This window comes from Serratia sp. EC4 (assembly GCF_059652115.1).
Window position 1 is genome coordinate 401,825 of the sequence record NZ_JBNIDE010000004.1, and the last position, 16,167, is coordinate 417,991.

14 protein-coding genes are annotated in these 16,167 nt (G+C 59.8%); 1 reads left to right on the forward strand and 13 read right to left on the reverse strand.

The window, feature by feature from the left end:
* Positions 1 to 41: 41 nt before the first annotated feature.
* From ACP39K_RS15355 to ACP39K_RS15365, 3 genes are read right to left on the reverse strand one after another with little or no spacing between them, the layout of a single operon-like run.
* Positions 42 to 1,181 (reverse strand): ABC transporter permease, encoded by a 1,140-nt coding sequence (locus tag ACP39K_RS15355; RefSeq protein ID WP_025305062.1) that lies wholly within the window; start codon positions 1,179 to 1,181, stop codon positions 42 to 44.
* Complete coding sequence (locus ACP39K_RS15360; RefSeq protein ID WP_028127576.1) at positions 1,178 to 2,332, reverse strand: ABC transporter permease; 1,155 nt, start codon at positions 2,330 to 2,332, stop codon at positions 1,178 to 1,180. Before ACP39K_RS15360 ends, ACP39K_RS15355 begins: the two co-directional genes overlap by 4 nt.
* Positions 2,314 to 3,285: an HlyD family secretion protein gene (locus ACP39K_RS15365; protein ID WP_033638900.1), complete on the reverse strand. Its 972-nt coding sequence runs from the start codon at positions 3,283 to 3,285 to the stop codon at positions 2,314 to 2,316. The genes ACP39K_RS15360 and ACP39K_RS15365 overlap by 19 nt, the downstream gene beginning before the upstream one ends.
* 232 nt (positions 3,286 to 3,517) lie before the next feature.
* Here ACP39K_RS15365 and ACP39K_RS15370 point away from each other — a divergent pair, with 232 nt between their 5' ends.
* A complete protein-coding gene (locus ACP39K_RS15370) occupies positions 3,518 to 4,531 on the forward strand; it encodes a luciferase-like monooxygenase (protein WP_497008642.1) in 1,014 nt (337 codons plus the stop codon).
* A 37-nt stretch (positions 4,532 to 4,568) separates the two neighbouring features.
* Here the strand turns inward: ACP39K_RS15370 and yedF are convergent, their stop codons facing one another.
* The 10 genes from yedF to infB all read right to left on the reverse strand — a co-directional run bounded on the left by yedF (position 4,569) and on the right by infB (position 16,159).
* Positions 4,569 to 4,808 carry a sulfurtransferase-like selenium metabolism protein YedF gene (gene yedF / locus ACP39K_RS15375; protein ID WP_004933486.1) on the reverse strand — a complete coding sequence of 80 codons (240 nt, stop codon included), beginning with the start codon at positions 4,806 to 4,808 and terminating at the stop codon, positions 4,569 to 4,571.
* Positions 4,805 to 6,019 carry a selenium metabolism membrane protein YedE/FdhT gene (gene yedE, locus ACP39K_RS15380; protein ID WP_048796080.1) on the reverse strand — a complete coding sequence of 405 codons (1,215 nt, stop codon included), beginning with the start codon at positions 6,017 to 6,019 and terminating at the stop codon, positions 4,805 to 4,807. Before yedE ends, yedF begins: the two co-directional genes overlap by 4 nt.
* Positions 6,020 to 6,165: 146 nt before the next feature.
* Positions 6,166 to 8,079 (reverse strand): DEAD/DEAH family ATP-dependent RNA helicase, encoded by a 1,914-nt coding sequence (locus ACP39K_RS15385; protein WP_033638901.1) that lies wholly within the window; start codon positions 8,077 to 8,079, stop codon positions 6,166 to 6,168.
* The gene (gene yrbN, locus ACP39K_RS15390) at positions 8,069 to 8,149 is read right to left on the reverse strand and encodes a protein YrbN (protein ID WP_099032700.1); all 81 of its coding nucleotides are present in this window, start codon (positions 8,147 to 8,149) and stop codon (positions 8,069 to 8,071) included. The genes ACP39K_RS15385 and yrbN overlap by 11 nt, the downstream gene beginning before the upstream one ends.
* A 116-nt stretch (positions 8,150 to 8,265) precedes the next feature.
* Positions 8,266 to 9,150, reverse strand: a complete 885-nt coding sequence (gene nlpI / locus ACP39K_RS15395; protein ID WP_004933495.1) for a lipoprotein NlpI — start codon at positions 9,148 to 9,150, stop codon at positions 8,266 to 8,268.
* A gap of 128 nt (positions 9,151 to 9,278) precedes the next feature.
* Positions 9,279 to 11,396: a polyribonucleotide nucleotidyltransferase gene (pnp, locus tag ACP39K_RS15400; protein WP_016929321.1), complete on the reverse strand. Its 2,118-nt coding sequence runs from the start codon at positions 11,394 to 11,396 to the stop codon at positions 9,279 to 9,281.
* A 256-nt stretch (positions 11,397 to 11,652) separates the two neighbouring features.
* The gene (gene rpsO, locus ACP39K_RS15405; RefSeq protein ID WP_004933502.1) at positions 11,653 to 11,922 is read right to left on the reverse strand and encodes a 30S ribosomal protein S15; all 270 of its coding nucleotides are present in this window, start codon (positions 11,920 to 11,922) and stop codon (positions 11,653 to 11,655) included.
* A 124-nt stretch (positions 11,923 to 12,046) separates the two neighbouring features.
* Positions 12,047 to 12,991 (reverse strand): tRNA pseudouridine(55) synthase TruB, encoded by a 945-nt coding sequence (gene truB / locus ACP39K_RS15410; protein WP_039567792.1) that lies wholly within the window; start codon positions 12,989 to 12,991, stop codon positions 12,047 to 12,049.
* Positions 12,991 to 13,401, reverse strand: coding sequence for a 30S ribosome-binding factor RbfA (gene rbfA / locus ACP39K_RS15415; RefSeq protein WP_004933508.1), 411 nt, complete (start codon positions 13,399 to 13,401; stop codon positions 12,991 to 12,993). Before rbfA ends, truB begins: the two co-directional genes overlap by 1 nt.
* A gap of 70 nt (positions 13,402 to 13,471) precedes the next feature.
* Positions 13,472 to 16,159, reverse strand: a complete 2,688-nt coding sequence (gene infB, locus ACP39K_RS15420) for a translation initiation factor IF-2 (protein ID WP_004933511.1) — start codon at positions 16,157 to 16,159, stop codon at positions 13,472 to 13,474.
* Positions 16,160 to 16,167: the final 8 nt, after the last annotated feature.

A 16,167-nucleotide genomic window follows, 5' to 3' on the forward strand; every position in this document is an offset into this window, starting at 1 on the left:
GAAATAATAAAGGCGCCGAAAATGGCGCCTTTATTTATCTCCTACGCCCGCCGCTTCCTGAACATCCCGCGCAGCGCCACGCTGTTGCGCAAGAAACCGACGCCGAAGCCCAGCAGGGTGTAGACCACGCCGAGCACCAGCATCATCATCACATCGCCCCACACTTCATTCAGCGACAGCCCCATCTGGTTGACGCCGGCGATCGCCTTGGTGCCCCAGGTGGAGGGAATGCTGTACGAGATGGCGCGCACCCAGGCCGGCATCGACTGCAGCGGCCAGATGGTGCCGGACAGGTAGAATACCGGCGTCGTGATGAACGCCAGCGTCAGGTAGATCATCTCGACGCTGCGCAGGCACTCGGTCACCAGCTTGCCCAGCCCCAATACCGCCAGCAGGAACGGGAAGGTCAGCAGCAGCAGTTCGGCGATGTTCGCCGTCTGCCGATAGCCCAATACCCACGGCCACAGCACGAACAGCACGATCGACAGGAACAGCCAGATCGGCAGCAGCGCCGTCAGCCCGCCGAGGTGCGCCGCCAGGGGCGCCTTGCCGCCGGGCATGCTCTTCATGGCGATATTGACGCGGATACAGGCGATCAGCAGCGAGTGCTGCAACAGCATCACCAGCAGGCCGGGGAAGATGATCGCCGCGAAGCTGATGCCGGGGTTGAACACGTCCAGCGTTTGCCCCAGTATCGGCGTCAGCAGTATCTGCGCCTGCCGTTCGCTGAAGCCGCTGCGCAGCAGCAGCCCGTTGTTGTACTCCGTCAGCAGCTGCTGGTAGGCCGCCACCACGTCTTGTTGGATCTGGCCGTTGGCCAGGCGGTTGGTGGCGTCGCCGTAGACCGGCACCACGATGTTTTGCCCGCTGAGAATTTTCTTCTCCAGATCCACCGGCATGATGATCACCGCAAACAGCTTGCGCCAGCTGAGATCGCGCTGCGCCTGTTCCAGGCTGTCGTAGGTTTCAATCGCGATCTTGGAGGTGGCGTCCAGTTGGCGGATCAGCTGGCGGCTGGCGGTGCTGTGATCCTGATCGACCACCCCCACCGGCAGATCCCACACCGTGCGGTTGGCGTACACCAGGCTCATGATGCACAGCGACAGGATCAGCATCAGCCACACCGGCCGCTCCAGCATGCCGAGCAGCACCTTAACGAAGGTTTGCCAATAGAGCTTCATCCGGCGTTCCCCTCTTTTGCCAGCCGCGCCGGCAGGCGATTGCGCACCAGCAGCGCGGCCACCAGCGGATAGACCGCCAGCAGCGCGCACACGCTGAAGATGGCGCTGGCGTGCACCTGCCGCAGGAACACGTCGAACATCGCGTACAGCGCGTGGGTCAGCGGTTCGATGTTGGAAATGATGCGCGCCGGCAGCGGCATCGACAGCTCAGGCACCGCCATGCCGGAGAAGGTCATCGCGATACTGACCAAAATACCGATCAGGCTGTAGGCGGTGATGGTGCTGCCGGTAAAGGTGTACAGCAGCAGGCCGATACTCTGCGCCGCCATCACGTAGAACAGGCCAATCATCAGCATAAACAGCGGGTTGCCGCTGACGCGGGCGTCAAAGATGCCCACCAGCGCCGCGATCTCGACCATCAGCAGGGTGGTGAAACACAGCGTGTACGGCGCCAGCTTGCCGAGCAGCGCCAGGCTGAACGGCTTGGCTTGCAGCAGCGACTTGCTGCGCGCCAGCACATAGATCATGCAGGTCACCGCGAACAGCTGCAGCAGGTGGATGGTGGCGGCGAACTGCTGGTAATAGATATAGCTGCCGCTGGCGTTGAACAGGCTGCCGTAGGAGAGCGTCACGTCCGCCAACGGCGGCAGGGTTTTACCCATCTCGGTGGCGATGATGCTGCGGGTGCTGGCGTTGATTTCGTTCATCAGGCCGCCGAAGTCCTGAGTGGAGTACAGCCCGGCGCCGTAGAACAACGCATTGTAGTACATCACCACGCTCGGCTGTTTGCCCGACAGCGCGTTGGCCTCAAGATCCGGCGGGATATACAGCAACGCGTAATCCTGCGCGCTGCGCAGGCGGCTAAGTGACTCCGGCAGCCCGCCGCCGTAAGCCTCGACGTGGGCGTGCGAACCGGCGTCCAGCCGGCGCGTCAGCGATTTGGACAGCGGGCTGTGATCGCTGTCCACCACCGAGACCGGCAGATCGAGCAGCGTGCCTTCGGAGAAGTTGCTGCTGATCAGCGCAAACAGGATCAGCGGAAAGATCCAGCTCAGCCAGTGCACCACCGGGCTGCGAAAGGCGACGCGACACTCTTTGTCGAACGCGTGACTGAAGCAGCGCCAGCCGGCCCTTACTCTTTCCATTGCCATAAGGTGCTCATCCCCGGACGCAGGCCGTCCACCGGCTGTGACGGATACAGGCGCACTTCGAAGGTTTTCAGGTCGAAGTCGCCGGTGGCGCGGGTGGCGCGTTTGGTGGCGTAATCCCCCAGCGGCGCGATGTAGCGCACCTCGGTGTCGATCATTTTGTCCTTCAGCGCCGGCACCCGCAGCTTGACCTTGTCGCCTTTGCGCACGTGGGCCAGGATGTCTTCACGCAGGTTAAACACGAAGTAGGCGTCCGGCACCCGGATCAACGTCACCAGCGGGCTGCCGGCGTTCAGCAATTCGCCCACTTCGGCCGGGATCGGCCCCACTTCACCGTCCACCGGCGCTTTCACCTGCAGATCGTCGCTCTGCGCCTGGATCTGCAGCAGGTTCTCTTCCGCCGCCCGCAGCGCCGCCGCATATTGCTGCCGCTGCTCGACGCGGTCGCCGTTGATGCCTTCATCCAGGTTGGCCTTGGCGGCCTGCACCTGCTGGAAGGCGGTGTCGCGCGACCGGCGCGAAGCGTCCAGCTCGGACTTCGAGATATAGCCCTTGCCGGCCACGCTCAGGTTACGGTTGTAGTCGTTTTGCGCATTGCGATACTGCGCCTCGGCCTGCGCCAGGTTGGCGCGCAGGTTGCGGATGCTCTCTTCACGGGTGCCGTGCAGCGACAGCTCGAGCTGCGCTTTGGCCTCGTCGCGCGTCGCCTGCGCGGAACGCAGCTGCGCCATCAGTTCGGGGCTGTCGAGTTGGATGATCAGTTGGCCGCTTTTCACGTCGTCGCCGCGTTCGATCAGGCGTTCAACGACTCGGCCTTTCGCCTTGGATGCGACGATCACTTCGGGGGCATCCACTTCACCCTGCAGTAACAGATCCTGATTGTGCGCGCGGAACAGGATCGCCAATGCGATCGCCGCCAACATCAGCAACAGGGTAAACAGCGTCTTTTTTTTCATTATGTCAGCTCCCGGAACGGTAAGCGGCGGGCGGGGATCATCATTTCCATGTCTCAAATTGCTCCAAAAAACACCATTGCACTCATGAGGATATCACAAGCACATATCTCCTCTTTTATAACTATAAATTGGATTATGCTTTTAACACTAAAAAGCATCTTTTTTTCGGCCTTTTAGTATGCAGACTCCTGCAATCGCCCTTTAAGCGATCCACTCTCTGATGGACGATGTCATGACTGAACACACTGCCGTACCGCTTTCGGTACTGGATTTATCGCCAATCCCGCAAGGGGCCAAGGCGCGCGACGCTTTCCACTGTTCGCTGGATCTGGCGCAGCACACCGAACGCTGGGGCTACCAGCGTTACTGGCTGGCCGAGCACCACAATATGACCGGCATCGGCAGCGCCGCCACCTCGGTGCTGCTGGGCTATCTGGCCGCCGGCACCCAGAGCATTCGCCTCGGCTCCGGCGGCGTGATGCTGCCGAACCATGCGCCGCTGGTGATCGCCGAGCAGTTCGGCACGCTGGAGTCGCTCTACCCCGGCCGCATCGATCTGGGGCTGGGCCGCGCGCCCGGCACCGATCAACGCACCATGATGGCGCTGCGTCGCCACCTGTCCGGCGACGTGGATACCTTCCCGCGCGACGTGCAGGAACTGCAAAACTACTTCTGCGACGCGCAGCCCGGCCAGCCGGTGCAGGCGGTGCCGGGCCAGGGGCTGCATGTGCCGCTCTGGCTGCTCGGCTCCAGCCTCTACAGCGCCCAGCTGGCGGCGCAGCTCGGCCTGCCGTTCGCCTTCGCTTCGCACTTCGCTCCGGATATGCTGTTCCAGGCGCTGCAGCTGTACCGCGAGAACTTCAAACCCTCCAAACAGCTGGCGCAGCCGCACGCCATGGTGTGCGTCAACGTGATCGCCGCCGACAGCGATAGCGACGCGCGCTTCCTGTTCAGCTCGATGCAGCAGCAATTCATCAATCTGCGCCGCGGTTCGCCCGGCCCGCTGCCGCCGCCGGTGGATAACATCCACGCGCTGTGGACCGCCGGCGAGCAGTACGGCGTCGAACAGGCGCTGCGGATGTCGATCGTCGGCGATGAAAAAACGGTGCGTCACGGGCTGCAAACGCTGCTGCGTGAAACCGATGCCGACGAGATCATGGTCAACGGCCAGATCTTCGATCATCAGGCGCGGCTGCGTTCGTTCGAGATCGTCGCCGGGGTGAAAGGCGACATCGTGAAGGGCTAAAAAGCGAAAAGGCGGTGGGAACCCCGCCGCCTTAGCGTTAACGCTGGATCAGATAGCGGATGGTCGGCCCGTCCTGCTGGATATCCAGAACCTTGTAGCCGTGGTTACGCGCATCAAGCGGGATGTTGTTGATCGACTGCGGGCAATCGCTGATCACCTCCAGGATCTCCCCCGGCTTCAGCTGCGGCATCGCCTCCAGCGTCGCCACCGCCGGGTACGGGCAAGGCTCGCCCAGCATGTCCAGCCGGTAGTCCGGCACTATCGTCGTCTCTTTCATGGCATGCTCCTCAAATTCACCACCTGCGCCTCAGGCCGGGCGCGGAAAAAGCGTTTCTCCCACCACAGCATGGCGGCGAAGGCCAGCGCCAGCAGCAGGTAAGTCACCAGCAGGCCGCCGATCGGGCCGAAGGTATCGAGCAGGTTGATCTTGTCGTAATCGGTCGCCAGCGCCGGCGCCAGCTCGTCCCAGTAATAGGCCAGCAGCGTAGCGCCGATGATGTTGCCCAGCCCCACCCACCAGTAGTGCACCTGCCCTTCCACCGCACGGTACATCCAACCGGTCTCGCAGCCGCCGGCCAGCACGATGCCGAAGCCGAACAGCAAACCGCCCAGCACCGCATTCGGGCCGGCCCACATGATCTTCGGCGCCACGCCGAGCTGCACATAGCTGAAGATGCCGATGGCGCTCACCGCCATGCCGATGATGATGGCTTTCGCCATGTGGGTGCGGCCGGTGATCCACAGATCGCGGAACGCCGAGGTGAAGCAGATCTGCGCGCGTTCGATCAGCAGGCCAAAGCCGATGCCGAACAGCATGGCGATGCCAAGCTTCGGCGCATCGAACAGCGTCCACAGCGACCAGGCCACCGCCAGGCCGAAGACGGCCATGCCCAGCCGGAAGCGGCGGCGCGCCTGCTCAGGCTTCTGCGTCAGCGGCGCGGCGGCCTTCACCTTTTGCAATTTGACCGGGATGCGGAACATCGGCAGCAGCGTGAATTTGGCGCCGAAGTAGGAGCCGGCGGCAGTCGCCAGCGCGAAGAACCAGGCGTGCAACGAGAACTGCGGAATGCCGGTGAAGAATGCCGCCAGGTTGCAGCCCATCGCCAGGCGTGCGCCGAAGCCGGCGATGATGCCGCCCAGCAGCGCCTGCACGATGCGAATGCGGTGCTGCGGCTGACGCAGTTTGATGTTGTTGGCCCACAGCGCGGCGGCGATGCAGCCGGCGAACATGCCGATGATCATGCGCCCGTCGATGCGCTCCAGCGGCGTGCCCTGCAGGCCGATAACCTTGAAATAGCCCCACTGCTCAGGGTGCAGGCCGAACCACTGCAGCACATGGCCGCCCCAGCGAGTGAATTCGCCGGTCACCGCCCAGAAGGTGCCGGTCATGCCGAAGTAGTAGGTAGAAAGGATCCCGGCGGCGATCACCGCCGGCAGCGGCGCCCAAAAGCGCACCAGGTATTGAGATTTAAACTGCTGCCAACTCATGGCATCTCCCGTGCATATCATCCGTAAGAAAAAACCTTATGAATGATACGCCATTCAGGGGCGTTTGACGGCAACTTTCAGGCATAAAAAAACCAGCCCGCAGGCTGGTTTTTCAGAGCGCTTCACCGCGAACGGCGAATCAGCGATTACGCGTCGCCGAAACGACGACGTGGTGCCGCCGGTGCGCCGTCATCACGGCGTGGAGCCGGCTTGCCGTCGCGGTTGTAGTTGCCGCCGCGACGCTCGCCGCCGTTACCGCCTTCACGACGTTCGCCGAAGGAGCGACGCGGGCCGCCTTCACGACGTTCGCCGTTGAACGGACGACCGTTGCCGCGACGCTCGCCGCCGTTGCCGCCGTCACGACGCTCGCGACGTTCGAACGGCTGTGCATCGCCCAGCAGCTGCATGTTCATCGGCTTGTTCAGGATGCGAGTGCGAGTGAAGTGATTCAGGATCTCGCCCGGCATGCCTTTTGGCAGTTCGATGGTGGAGTGGGAAGCGAACAGCTTGATGTTACCGATGTAACGGCTGCTGATGTCGCCTTCGTTAGCGATAGCGCCAACGATGTGACGCACTTCTACGCCATCGTCACGGCCCACTTCGATGCGGTACAGCTGCATTTCGCCAACGTCACGACGTTCGCGACGCGGACGATCGCCGTCACGGCTGTCACGACGGTCACCGCGACGATCGTCACGGTCGTTGAACTCGCGGCGCTGACGCGGTTTGAAGACCGGATCCGGCGGCAGGATCAGCGGACGTTCGCCCTGAGCCATTTTCAGCAGCGCTGCGGCCAGGGTTTCCATATCCAGCTCTTCTTCCGGCTGCAGTTTGGTCAGCAGTGCGCGGTACAGGTCCAGATCGCTGCTTTCCAGCTGCTGCTGAACTTTCGCGGCGAACTTGGCCAGACGACGCTCGCCCAGCAGTTCTGCGTTCGGCAGTTCCACTTCAGGGATGGTCAGCTTCATGGTGCGTTCGATATTGCGCAGCAGGCGGCGTTCGCGGTTTTCCACGAACAGCAGCGCGCGGCCGGCGCGGCCCGCACGACCGGTACGGCCGATACGGTGAACGTAAGACTCGGAGTCCATCGGGATGTCGTAGTTGACAACCAGGCTGATGCGCTCAACGTCCAGGCCACGGGCCGCAACGTCGGTCGCGATCAGGATATCCAGACGACCGTCTTTCAGACGCTCCAGAGTCTGCTCACGCAGCGCCTGGTTCATGTCGCCGTTCAGCGCGGCGCTGCTGTAACCGCTGCGCTCCAGCGCTTCGGCCACTTCCAGGGTCGCGTTCTTGGTACGGACGAAGATGATCGCCGCGTCAAAGTCTTCGGCTTCCAGGAAACGCACCAGCGCTTCGTTTTTACGCATGCCGTAGACCGACCAGTAGCTCTGGCTAATGTCCGGACGGGTGGTCACGCTGGATTGGATGCGCACTTCCTGCGGCTCTTTCATGAAGCGGCGGGTAATGCGACGGATCGCTTCCGGCATGGTGGCGGAGAACAGCGCGGTCTGATGTTCAGCCGGGATCTCAGCCATGATGGTTTCTACGTCTTCGATAAAGCCCATGCGCAGCATTTCGTCGGCTTCATCCAGCACCAGACCGCTCAGGTTGGAGAGGTTCAGGGTGCCGCGCTTCAGGTGGTCCAGCAGGCGGCCTGGGGTACCCACAACGATTTGCGGGCCCTGGCGCAGAGCGCGCAGCTGCACGTCGTAACGCTGGCCGCCGTACAGGGCTACCACGTTGACGCCGTTCATGTGTTTGGAGAAATCGGTCATCGCTTCGGCAACCTGAACCGCCAGTTCGCGGGTCGGCGCCAGCACCAGGATCTGAGGTGCTTTCAGGTCTGCCTGCAGGTTGTGCAGCAGCGGCAGCGAGAACGCTGCAGTTTTACCACTACCGGTCTGCGCCATGCCCAGCACGTCGCGGCCGTTCAACAGGTGAGGAATACACTCAGCCTGGATCGGAGATGGTTTTTCATAGCCCAGATCGTTCAGGGCGGAAATGATTGGAGCAGACAGCCCCAGATCAGCAAAAGAGGTTTCAAACTCAGTCGTCATGTACACGTGCCTCATTAATAATGGCAGCCAGTCTACATAACTCGTCGAGAAAATTTTCAGTCATTTTCATTGAAAAGTGTGAACCGGCTCAAATTAGATTATAAAACGAACAAAAAAGCCCTCGCCCGTGAAGGCGATAACTTTGGTTAAAAACCAATGTCCATCAGGCTGATAGGTGTTCGTCAGCTATTGCTGGTCCGATTCCGATAGGTCGTCTTGCTCTTGGCCCAAAAGCGCCAATTCCAACAATGCATAGCGGTGCTCAACGAAGTTGTGAACGTTGTTAGACACCGTCAGTTTGAACAGCGCCGAAGCGGTGTCCTTGTCCCCCAGACTCAGGTAGTGTTTACCCAAATAGAAGTCAGTTTCACTGAGATGCTCAGCGAGCGAAGTGTTATCCGTTGCATCTGCCTTGAGGCGTTCCATCAGCGTTTTTTCGCTGATCTTGCCCAGGTAGAATTCGACAATATTCCATCCCCATTGCCCTCTGTCCGCTTTGTCATAGCGCTGCTGAAGCGCTACCTCGGCCTTCTTGGGATCGATTTCTCTCTCCACCAGATACAGCCATAACGAACGGAAGGGATCGTTTGGGTCGTCTTGATAAAACGCCTGCAGATCATCCTGCGCCAACGGGAAGCGGCCGCCATAATACAGTGCGATGCCCCGGTTTAAACGCGCGTAATTGTAAGTTGGATCAAGCTCTAGTACAGAATCAAACGCTTCATAGGCAGCATCAAAATTGCCTGCCTGCGTTAAGTAAATGCCCAGGTAGTTGAAAACTTCCGGCATGTCGGGACGTATCGCCAGCGCCTGCGAGAAATCATTGCGCGCTAATGCACGTAACCCGAGGCTATCATACAGCACACCGCGCTCATATAAAAGCTGTGCGCGTTCGTCATCCGTCAGTGCCCGGCTGGCAAGAATTTGTTCCATGCGCGCCAGGATCACTTCCTGCTGCAACGTTGGCTGCAACGGGATTGCCAAAACTTCGTCTTTACGCCAATCATGGTTGCTGCATCCTGCCAGCATGAGTGCTGTCGCAACGTAACACCAGCGCAAGAAAGGCTTCATTTCCCACTCCCGAAGACAAACATTGGATGAACGTCCTGTCCTCCGTTTGCTAAAACGCGGGCATCCTACCCGCGCGATACGAACAGCTCCCAACCCCGTGGCGGGGAGCTGTAAAACTATCTATACAGTTATTCTGCTTCAGGCGCAGGTGAACCCGCTTCCGGCGCCATCGCTTCTTTGATGCTCAGACGCACGCGGCCCTGACGGTCAACTTCCAGTACCTTAACCGGCACTTCCTGACCCATCTGCAGATAGTCGGTCACTTTCTCAACGCGCTTGTCGGCGATCTGAGAAATGTGCACCAGGCCTTCTTTACCACCGCCGATAGCGACGAATGCGCCGAAATCAACGATACGGGTCACTTTACCCTGATAGATACGGCCAACTTCGATCTCTGCCGTGATCTCTTCGATGCGACGGATAGCGAATTTCGCTTTCTCACCGTCGGTCGCAGCGATTTTAACTGTACCATCATCTTCGATTTCGATGGTAGTGCCAGTCTCTTCGGTCAGCGCGCGGATAACGGAACCGCCCTTACCGATCACGTCTTTGATTTTATCCGGGTTGATGCGGATAGTATGAATGCGCGGTGCGAATTCGGAGATATCGCCGCGCGGAGTGCTGATAGCCTGTTCCATCACGCCCAGGATGTGCAGACGCGCGCCCTTGGCCTGGTTCAGAGCCACCTGCATGATTTCGCGGGTGATGCCTTCGATTTTGATGTCCATCTGCAGCGCGGTGATACCGTCGCGGCTACCGGCCACTTTGAAGTCCATGTCGCCCAGGTGATCTTCGTCACCCAGAATGTCGGACAGAACCACATAGTTGTCGGCTTCTTTCACCAGGCCCATCGCGATGCCCGCAACGGCAGCCTTGATTGGCACACCGGCGTCCATCAGCGCCAGAGACGCGCCGCACACGGAAGCCATGGAAGAAGAACCGTTGGATTCGGTGATTTCAGACACCACGCGAACCGTGTACGGGAAATCTTCCGGTTTAGGCATCATAGCCAATACGCCGCGTTTCGCCAGGCGACCGTGACCGATTTCACGACGCTTAGGAGAACCGACCATGCCGGTTTCACCTACGGAGTACGGAGGGAAGTTGTAGTGGAACAGGAAGCTGTCGGTCTTCTCGCCCATCAGCTCGTCCAGGTTCTGTGCGTCGCGCGCGGTGCCCAGGGTCGCGGTAACCAGCGCCTGAGTTTCGCCACGGGTGAACAGCGCGGAACCGTGGGTGCGCGGCAGTACGCCGGTGCGCACGTCCAGGCCACGGATCATGTCTTTTTCACGGCCGTCGATACGCGGCTCGCCACGCAGTACGCGGCTGCGCACCACGTTTTTCTCGACGGTGCCCAGGATGTCCTGGATTTCACCGGCGTCCAGCGTCTCGTCCTGCGCCAGCAGGGTTTCAACAACGCTGTCTTTGATCGCGTCAACCTGAGCGTAACGCTCTTGTTTTTCGGTGATGTGGTAAGCGTCGCCCAGGCGAGCTTCGGCCAGTTCAGCCACGCGCGCGTGCAGCGCTTCGTTGACCGCAGGCGCCTGCCAATCCCACTTCGGTTTGCCCGCTTCGGCAACCAGCGCGTTGATGTTTTCGATAACCACTTGCTGCTGGTCATGGCCGAACACCACGGCGCCCAGCATCTGGTCTTCGCTCAGCACGTCCGCTTCGGATTCAACCATCAGCACCGCGCCTGCAGTACCGGCAACCACCAGATCCAGACGGCTTTCTTTCAGTTCGTCAGTCGTTGGGTTCAGTACGTACTGGTCGTTGATGTAACCTACGCGCGCGGCACCGATTGGGCCGTTGAACGGAATACCGGACAGGCTCAGGGCTGCGGAAGCACCGATCATCGCAACGATGTCCGGGTTCACCTGCGGGTTAACGGAAACCACGGTCGCAATCACCTGAACTTCGTTCAGGAAGCTGTCCGGGAACAGTGGACGGATCGGACGGTCGATCAGACGAGAAGTCAGCGTCTCGCCTTCGCTCGGACGGCCTTCGCGACGGAAGAAGCTGCCCGGGATGCGGCCGGCGGCGTAGGTACGCTCTTGGTAGTTAACGGTCAGCGGGAAGAAGCTCTGGCCCGGCTTGGCTTTTTTCTGGCCAACGACGGTAACGAATACGGCGGTGTCATCCATGCTCACCATAACGGCGGCGGTGGCCTGACGCGCCATCATACCGGTTTCGATGGTGACGGTATGCTGGCCATACTGGAATTTGCGAATGATCGGTGTCAGCAAAATTATATCCTTGATTAACGGCGCGCAATCGCATTGACGACTCGACACGCCTGTGACTCGATTTGCCTTCTCACTACATCCTCGCGACTAATGACAATCCTTATCTCAGGCGGGAGATAAAGCCTCTCATTAGCCGCGCGAACCTCTGTAACGGAAGAACCTGTTTGGAAACATCAGTAATACATTAACCTGATTTGCTTATGCTTCCTAGAAGAAAGGGGCCAAAATAGGCCCCTTTCCACTGAAACTTGCTAGATTAGCGACGCAGACCCAGACGCTCGATCAGGCTGGTGTAACGTGCTACATCTTTACGCTTCAGGTAGTCCAGCAGCTTACGACGCTGAGAAACCATACGCAGCAGACCACGACGGCTGTGGTGATCTTTTTTGTGCTCGGAGAAGTGGCCTTGCAGATGGTTGATCTGCGCAGTCAGCAGGGCAACCTGAACTTCGGTAGAACCGCTGTCGTTAGTACCACGACCGAAATCAGCTACGATTTGAGCTTTAGCTTCAACACTTAGAGACATTGTAATACTCCAGATTATAGATAATAAAAACAGGCGCCGATCTCTAATTCAGCAACCCAATGCATAAGCTGCGCCATTCTACTCTTAGCGCAGTGCGATCGCAAGGCGACGCAGTGCCCCGCCGTCAGTCGAAATGCTCGACCACCAGGCGGCGCGGTGCCACGCGACCATCCTCGGCGATGTCGCCAACGCCGATGAATTTTCGCTCTTCACCCTCGGTGATGCGCACCAGGCCGGAAGCCGGCGCGCCGGCCACTTGCACCGGTTGCCCCTGCTTGACGTAACCCGCGACCACCGGCAGCAAATTCACTTCCGGATAGTTCTCAACCGGGCTGTCCATCGGCATCAGCAGCGGATCGAGCAGCTCGCCGGGCGCGATCGCTTGTTCCTGCGCCTGCGCCAGCAAGGCGTTCAGCTGTTCCAGCGTCACCATGCGCGCGATCGGATAAGTCGCCACCTGCAGGCGGCGCAGATAGATCACGTGCGCGCCGCAGCCCAGCAGCTCGCCGAGATCGTCGGTGATGGTGCGGATGTAGGTGCCTTTCGAGCAGTGGATCTCCAGCTCCAGCTCATCCCCTTCCCAACGGATAAACTGCAGCTCGTACACCGTGATGCTGCGCGCTTCTCGCGGCACTTCAATCCCCTGGCGCGCATACTCGTAGAGTTTCTTGCCCTGGTATTTCAGCGCCGAATACATCGATGGCACCTGCTGGATGTCGCCGCGGAAGGTGTCCAGCGCCGCGTCGAGCTGCGCCTGGGTGAAGTTCACCGGGCGTTCCTGCACGATCTGACCGTCGGCGTCGGAGGTATCGGTACGCTGCCCCAGCTTGGCGATCACCCGATAGCGCTTGTCGGAATCGAGCAGGTATTGCGAAAACTTGGTCGCTTCGCCCAGGCAGATAGGCAGCATGCCGGTCGCCAACGGATCGAGCGCGCCGGTATGGCCCGCTCGGTTGGCGTTGTACAGGCGTTTTACTTTTTGCAGCGCATCGTTGGACGACAACCCTTGCGGCTTGTCCAGCAACAGCACGCCGTGGATATCACGGCCGCGGCGACGAGGGCGACTCATTAATCCTCCTTGTCATCGCCTGAGGCGGAACGGCGCTCGGCGTCGTTCTTCACCACGTTGGTCACCAGGTTGGACATACGCATGCCTTCCACCAGGGAGTTGTCGTAGGCGAAGGTCAGCTCCGGCACCACGCGCAGGCGCATCGCTTTGCCCAGCAGGGTGCGGATATAGCCGGAAGCGTCCTGCAACGCTTTGATGCCGTTGGTGACCAGATCCGGATCGTGGTTCTCGGTCAGCACGTTCAGGAAGGTGACGTAAACCTTGGCATACGCCAGGTCACGGGAGACTTCCACGCCGGAAACGGTCGCCATGCCGACGCGCGGATCTTTCACTTCACGCTGCAGAATGATCGCAATCTCTTTCTGCATCTCTTGCGCCACGCGTTGACCGCGGCTGAATTCTTTTGCCATTTTGGATTCTCCAGACAAATCGGGGGGCACAAAGGCCCCCCGTAAACAGATATAAGCAGATGTGCAATCGTTAAGCGATGGTGCGTTGGATCTCAATGATTTCGAACACTTCGATCATGTCGCCGACGCGCACGTCGTTATAGTTCTTAACGCCGATACCACATTCCATGCCGTTACGGACTTCGTTAACGTCATCTTTGAAGCGGCGCAGGGATTCCAGCTCGCCTTCATAGATAACCACGTTGTCGCGCAGTACGCGGATTGGGTTGTGACGCTTGATGGTCCCTTCGGTAACCATACAGCCGGCGATAGCGCCGAACTTAGGCGATTTGAACACGTCGCGCACTTCGGCCAGGCCGATGATCTGCTGCTTGTATTCCGGCGCCAGCATGCCGCTCATCGCCTGCTTCACTTCGTCGATCAGGTTATAGATCACGGAGTAGTAACGCAGATCCAGGCTTTCCGCTTCGATTACGCGGCGCGCAGAAGCGTCGGCACGCACGTTGAAGCCCAGGATGATGGCGTTGGAAGCCGCAGCCAGCGTCGCGTCGGTTTCGGTGATCCCGCCTACGCCGGAGCCGACAATCTTCACCTTCACTTCGTCGGTGGAGAGTTTCAGCAGCGAGTCGCTGATCGCTTCGCAAGAACCCTGTACGTCGGATTTCAGTACGATGTTCAGCTCGGACACTTCGCCGTCGGTCATGTTGGCGAACATGTTTTCCAGCTTGGACTTCTGCTGACGCGCCAGTTTGACTTCGCGGAACTTACCCTGACGGTACAGAGCCACTTCACGCGCTTTCTTCTCGTCGCGCACCACGGTCGCTTCGTCACCCGCTGCAGGCACGCTGGACAGACCCAGGATTTCCACAGGGATAGACGGACCGGCGGAGGTCACTTCACGGCCCAGCTCGTCGCGCATCGCACGCACACGGCCGTATTCGAAGCCACACAGGACGATGTCGCCCTTGTTCAGCGTACCTTCCTGAACCAGCACGGTGGCAACCGGGCCACGGCCTTTATCCAGGAAGGACTCGATCACCACGCCGCTCGCCATGCCGCTGCGTACCGCTTTCAGTTCCAGAACTTCGGCCTGCAGCAGGATAGCCTGCAGCAGTTCGTCGATACCGGTACCGGCTTTCGCGGACACGTGGACGAACTGCGCTTCGCCGCCCCACTCTTCCGGCATCACGCCGTACTGAGACAGTTCTTGCTTAACGCGGTCCGGATCGGCTTCCGGCTTGTCGATTTTGTTCACCGCAACCACCAACGGCACCTGCGCCGCTTTCGCGTGCTGGATAGCTTCGATGGTCTGTGGCATCACGCCGTCATCAGCCGCCACCACCAGAACCACGATGTCAGTCGCCTGAGCACCGCGAGCACGCATCGAGGTAAACGCGGCGTGGCCCGGGGTATCCAGGAAGGTGATCATGCCGTTCTCGGTTTCTACGTGGTAGGCACCGATGTGCTGGGTAATGCCGCCGGCTTCGCCCGCCGCCACTTTGGTGGAGCGAATGTAGTCCAGCAGAGAGGTTTTACCGTGGTCAACGTGGCCCATGATGGTCACGACCGGCGCGCGCGGCTCGGCCGCAGCGCCCGTATCACGGTCGCTCATCAGCGCTTCTTCCAGCTCGTTTTCACGACGCAGGATAACTTTGTGGCCCATCTCTTCGGCAACCAGCTGCGCGGTTTCCTGGTCGATAACCTGGTTGATGGTGGCCATGGCGCCCAGCTTCATCATCACTTTGATGACCTGAGAACCTTTTACCGCCATCTTGTTGGCCAACTCGGCCACGGTGATGGTTTCGCCGATCACCACGTCGCGGTTAACCACCTGCGCCGGCTTGTTGAAGCCCTGCTGCAGAGCGCTAGGCTTGCGTTTGCCTTTACCGCCACGGGTAACGGCGCGCGCTTCTTCGCGATCCGCTTTGGATTCGGACAGCTTGTTGCCTTTCTTCTGCTTGGTCGCTTTGCCGCCGCGGGTGCGGCTGCGACGATCGCCTTCAACTTTGGCGTCGTTTTCATCTTCTGCGGCACGGGCGTGCTGAGAGGTGGTCACGTGATAGTCGGCGCTTTCAACCGCGGCGCTTGCCGCGTCTGCCTGGGCCCACTTCTCGCCGTTCTCTTCGGCCATGCGACGGGCTTCTTCCGCCACGCGCTTGGCTTCCTCTTCAACCTTGCGGCGCACTTCCTCTTCCGCTTTGCGTTTCAGTTCAGCGGCTTCGGCTTCACGGCGTGCTTTTTCCGCCTGAGCTGGCTTGGTCATTTCGTCGGTATGTTGATTGGTCACTTTTTCTTTTTCCGCTGAATTACGCTTAGCAATCTCCGCGGCCTCACGTTTGGCTTGCTCTTCGGCTGCGCGCTTCGCTTCCGCTTCGCGTTTTGCGAGCTCTTCCGCTTCGCGCCGTGCCTGCTCTTCCGCTTCACGCTGTGCCTGCTCTGCCGCTTCAGCCAACTGGGCTTCCTGCGTATCGCGATTTACATAAGTGCGTTTCTTGCGGACCTCAATTTGCACCGATTTACTTTTACCGCCGGTGCTCGGGATATTCAAGGTGCTGCGCGTTTTGCGCTGCAAAGTGAGTTTACCCGGCGCGCTGCCGTGTTCACGGTTCAGGTGCGCCAGCAATGTTTCTTTTTCTTGCTGGGTAACAGAGTCCGACTCGGACTTGTTGATCCCTGCATCAGCAAACTGCTGTACCAGGCGATCAACCGGAGTCTGAATCTCTGCTGCCAGCGATTTTACGGTTACATCTGTCGTCATGCTGTTCC

What these genes read in the sequence shown, in the direction of transcription:
- ACP39K_RS15385 (WP_033638901.1), bottom strand. Translation starts at nt 8,079, where the DNA reads ATGACGACTGAGTTTGAAACCTCTTTTGCTGATCTGGGGCTGTCTGCT.
- ACP39K_RS15365 (WP_033638900.1), bottom strand. Translation starts at nt 3,285, where the DNA reads ATGAAAAAAAAGACGCTGTTTACCCTGTTGCTGATGTTGGCGGCGATC.
- yrbN (WP_099032700.1), bottom strand. Translation starts at nt 8,149, where the DNA reads ATGAAAATGACTGAAAATTTTCTCGACGAGTTATGTAGACTGGCTGCC.
- infB (WP_004933511.1), bottom strand. Translation starts at nt 16,159, where the DNA reads ATGACGACAGATGTAACCGTAAAATCGCTGGCAGCAGAGATTCAGACT.
- rpsO (WP_004933502.1), bottom strand. Translation starts at nt 11,922, where the DNA reads ATGTCTCTAAGTGTTGAAGCTAAAGCTCAAATCGTAGCTGATTTCGGT.
- yedE (WP_048796080.1), bottom strand. Translation starts at nt 6,019, where the DNA reads ATGAGTTGGCAGCAGTTTAAATCTCAATACCTGGTGCGCTTTTGGGCG.
- truB (WP_039567792.1), bottom strand. Translation starts at nt 12,991, where the DNA reads ATGAGTCGCCCTCGTCGCCGCGGCCGTGATATCCACGGCGTGCTGTTG.
- nlpI (WP_004933495.1), bottom strand. Translation starts at nt 9,150, where the DNA reads ATGAAGCCTTTCTTGCGCTGGTGTTACGTTGCGACAGCACTCATGCTG.
- ACP39K_RS15370 (WP_497008642.1), top strand. Translation starts at nt 3,518, where the DNA reads ATGACTGAACACACTGCCGTACCGCTTTCGGTACTGGATTTATCGCCA.
- ACP39K_RS15355 (WP_025305062.1), bottom strand. Translation starts at nt 1,181, where the DNA reads ATGAAGCTCTATTGGCAAACCTTCGTTAAGGTGCTGCTCGGCATGCTG.
- yedF (WP_004933486.1), bottom strand. Translation starts at nt 4,808, where the DNA reads ATGAAAGAGACGACGATAGTGCCGGACTACCGGCTGGACATGCTGGGC.
- ACP39K_RS15360 (WP_028127576.1), bottom strand. Translation starts at nt 2,332, where the DNA reads ATGGCAATGGAAAGAGTAAGGGCCGGCTGGCGCTGCTTCAGTCACGCG.
- rbfA (WP_004933508.1), bottom strand. Translation starts at nt 13,401, where the DNA reads ATGGCAAAAGAATTCAGCCGCGGTCAACGCGTGGCGCAAGAGATGCAG.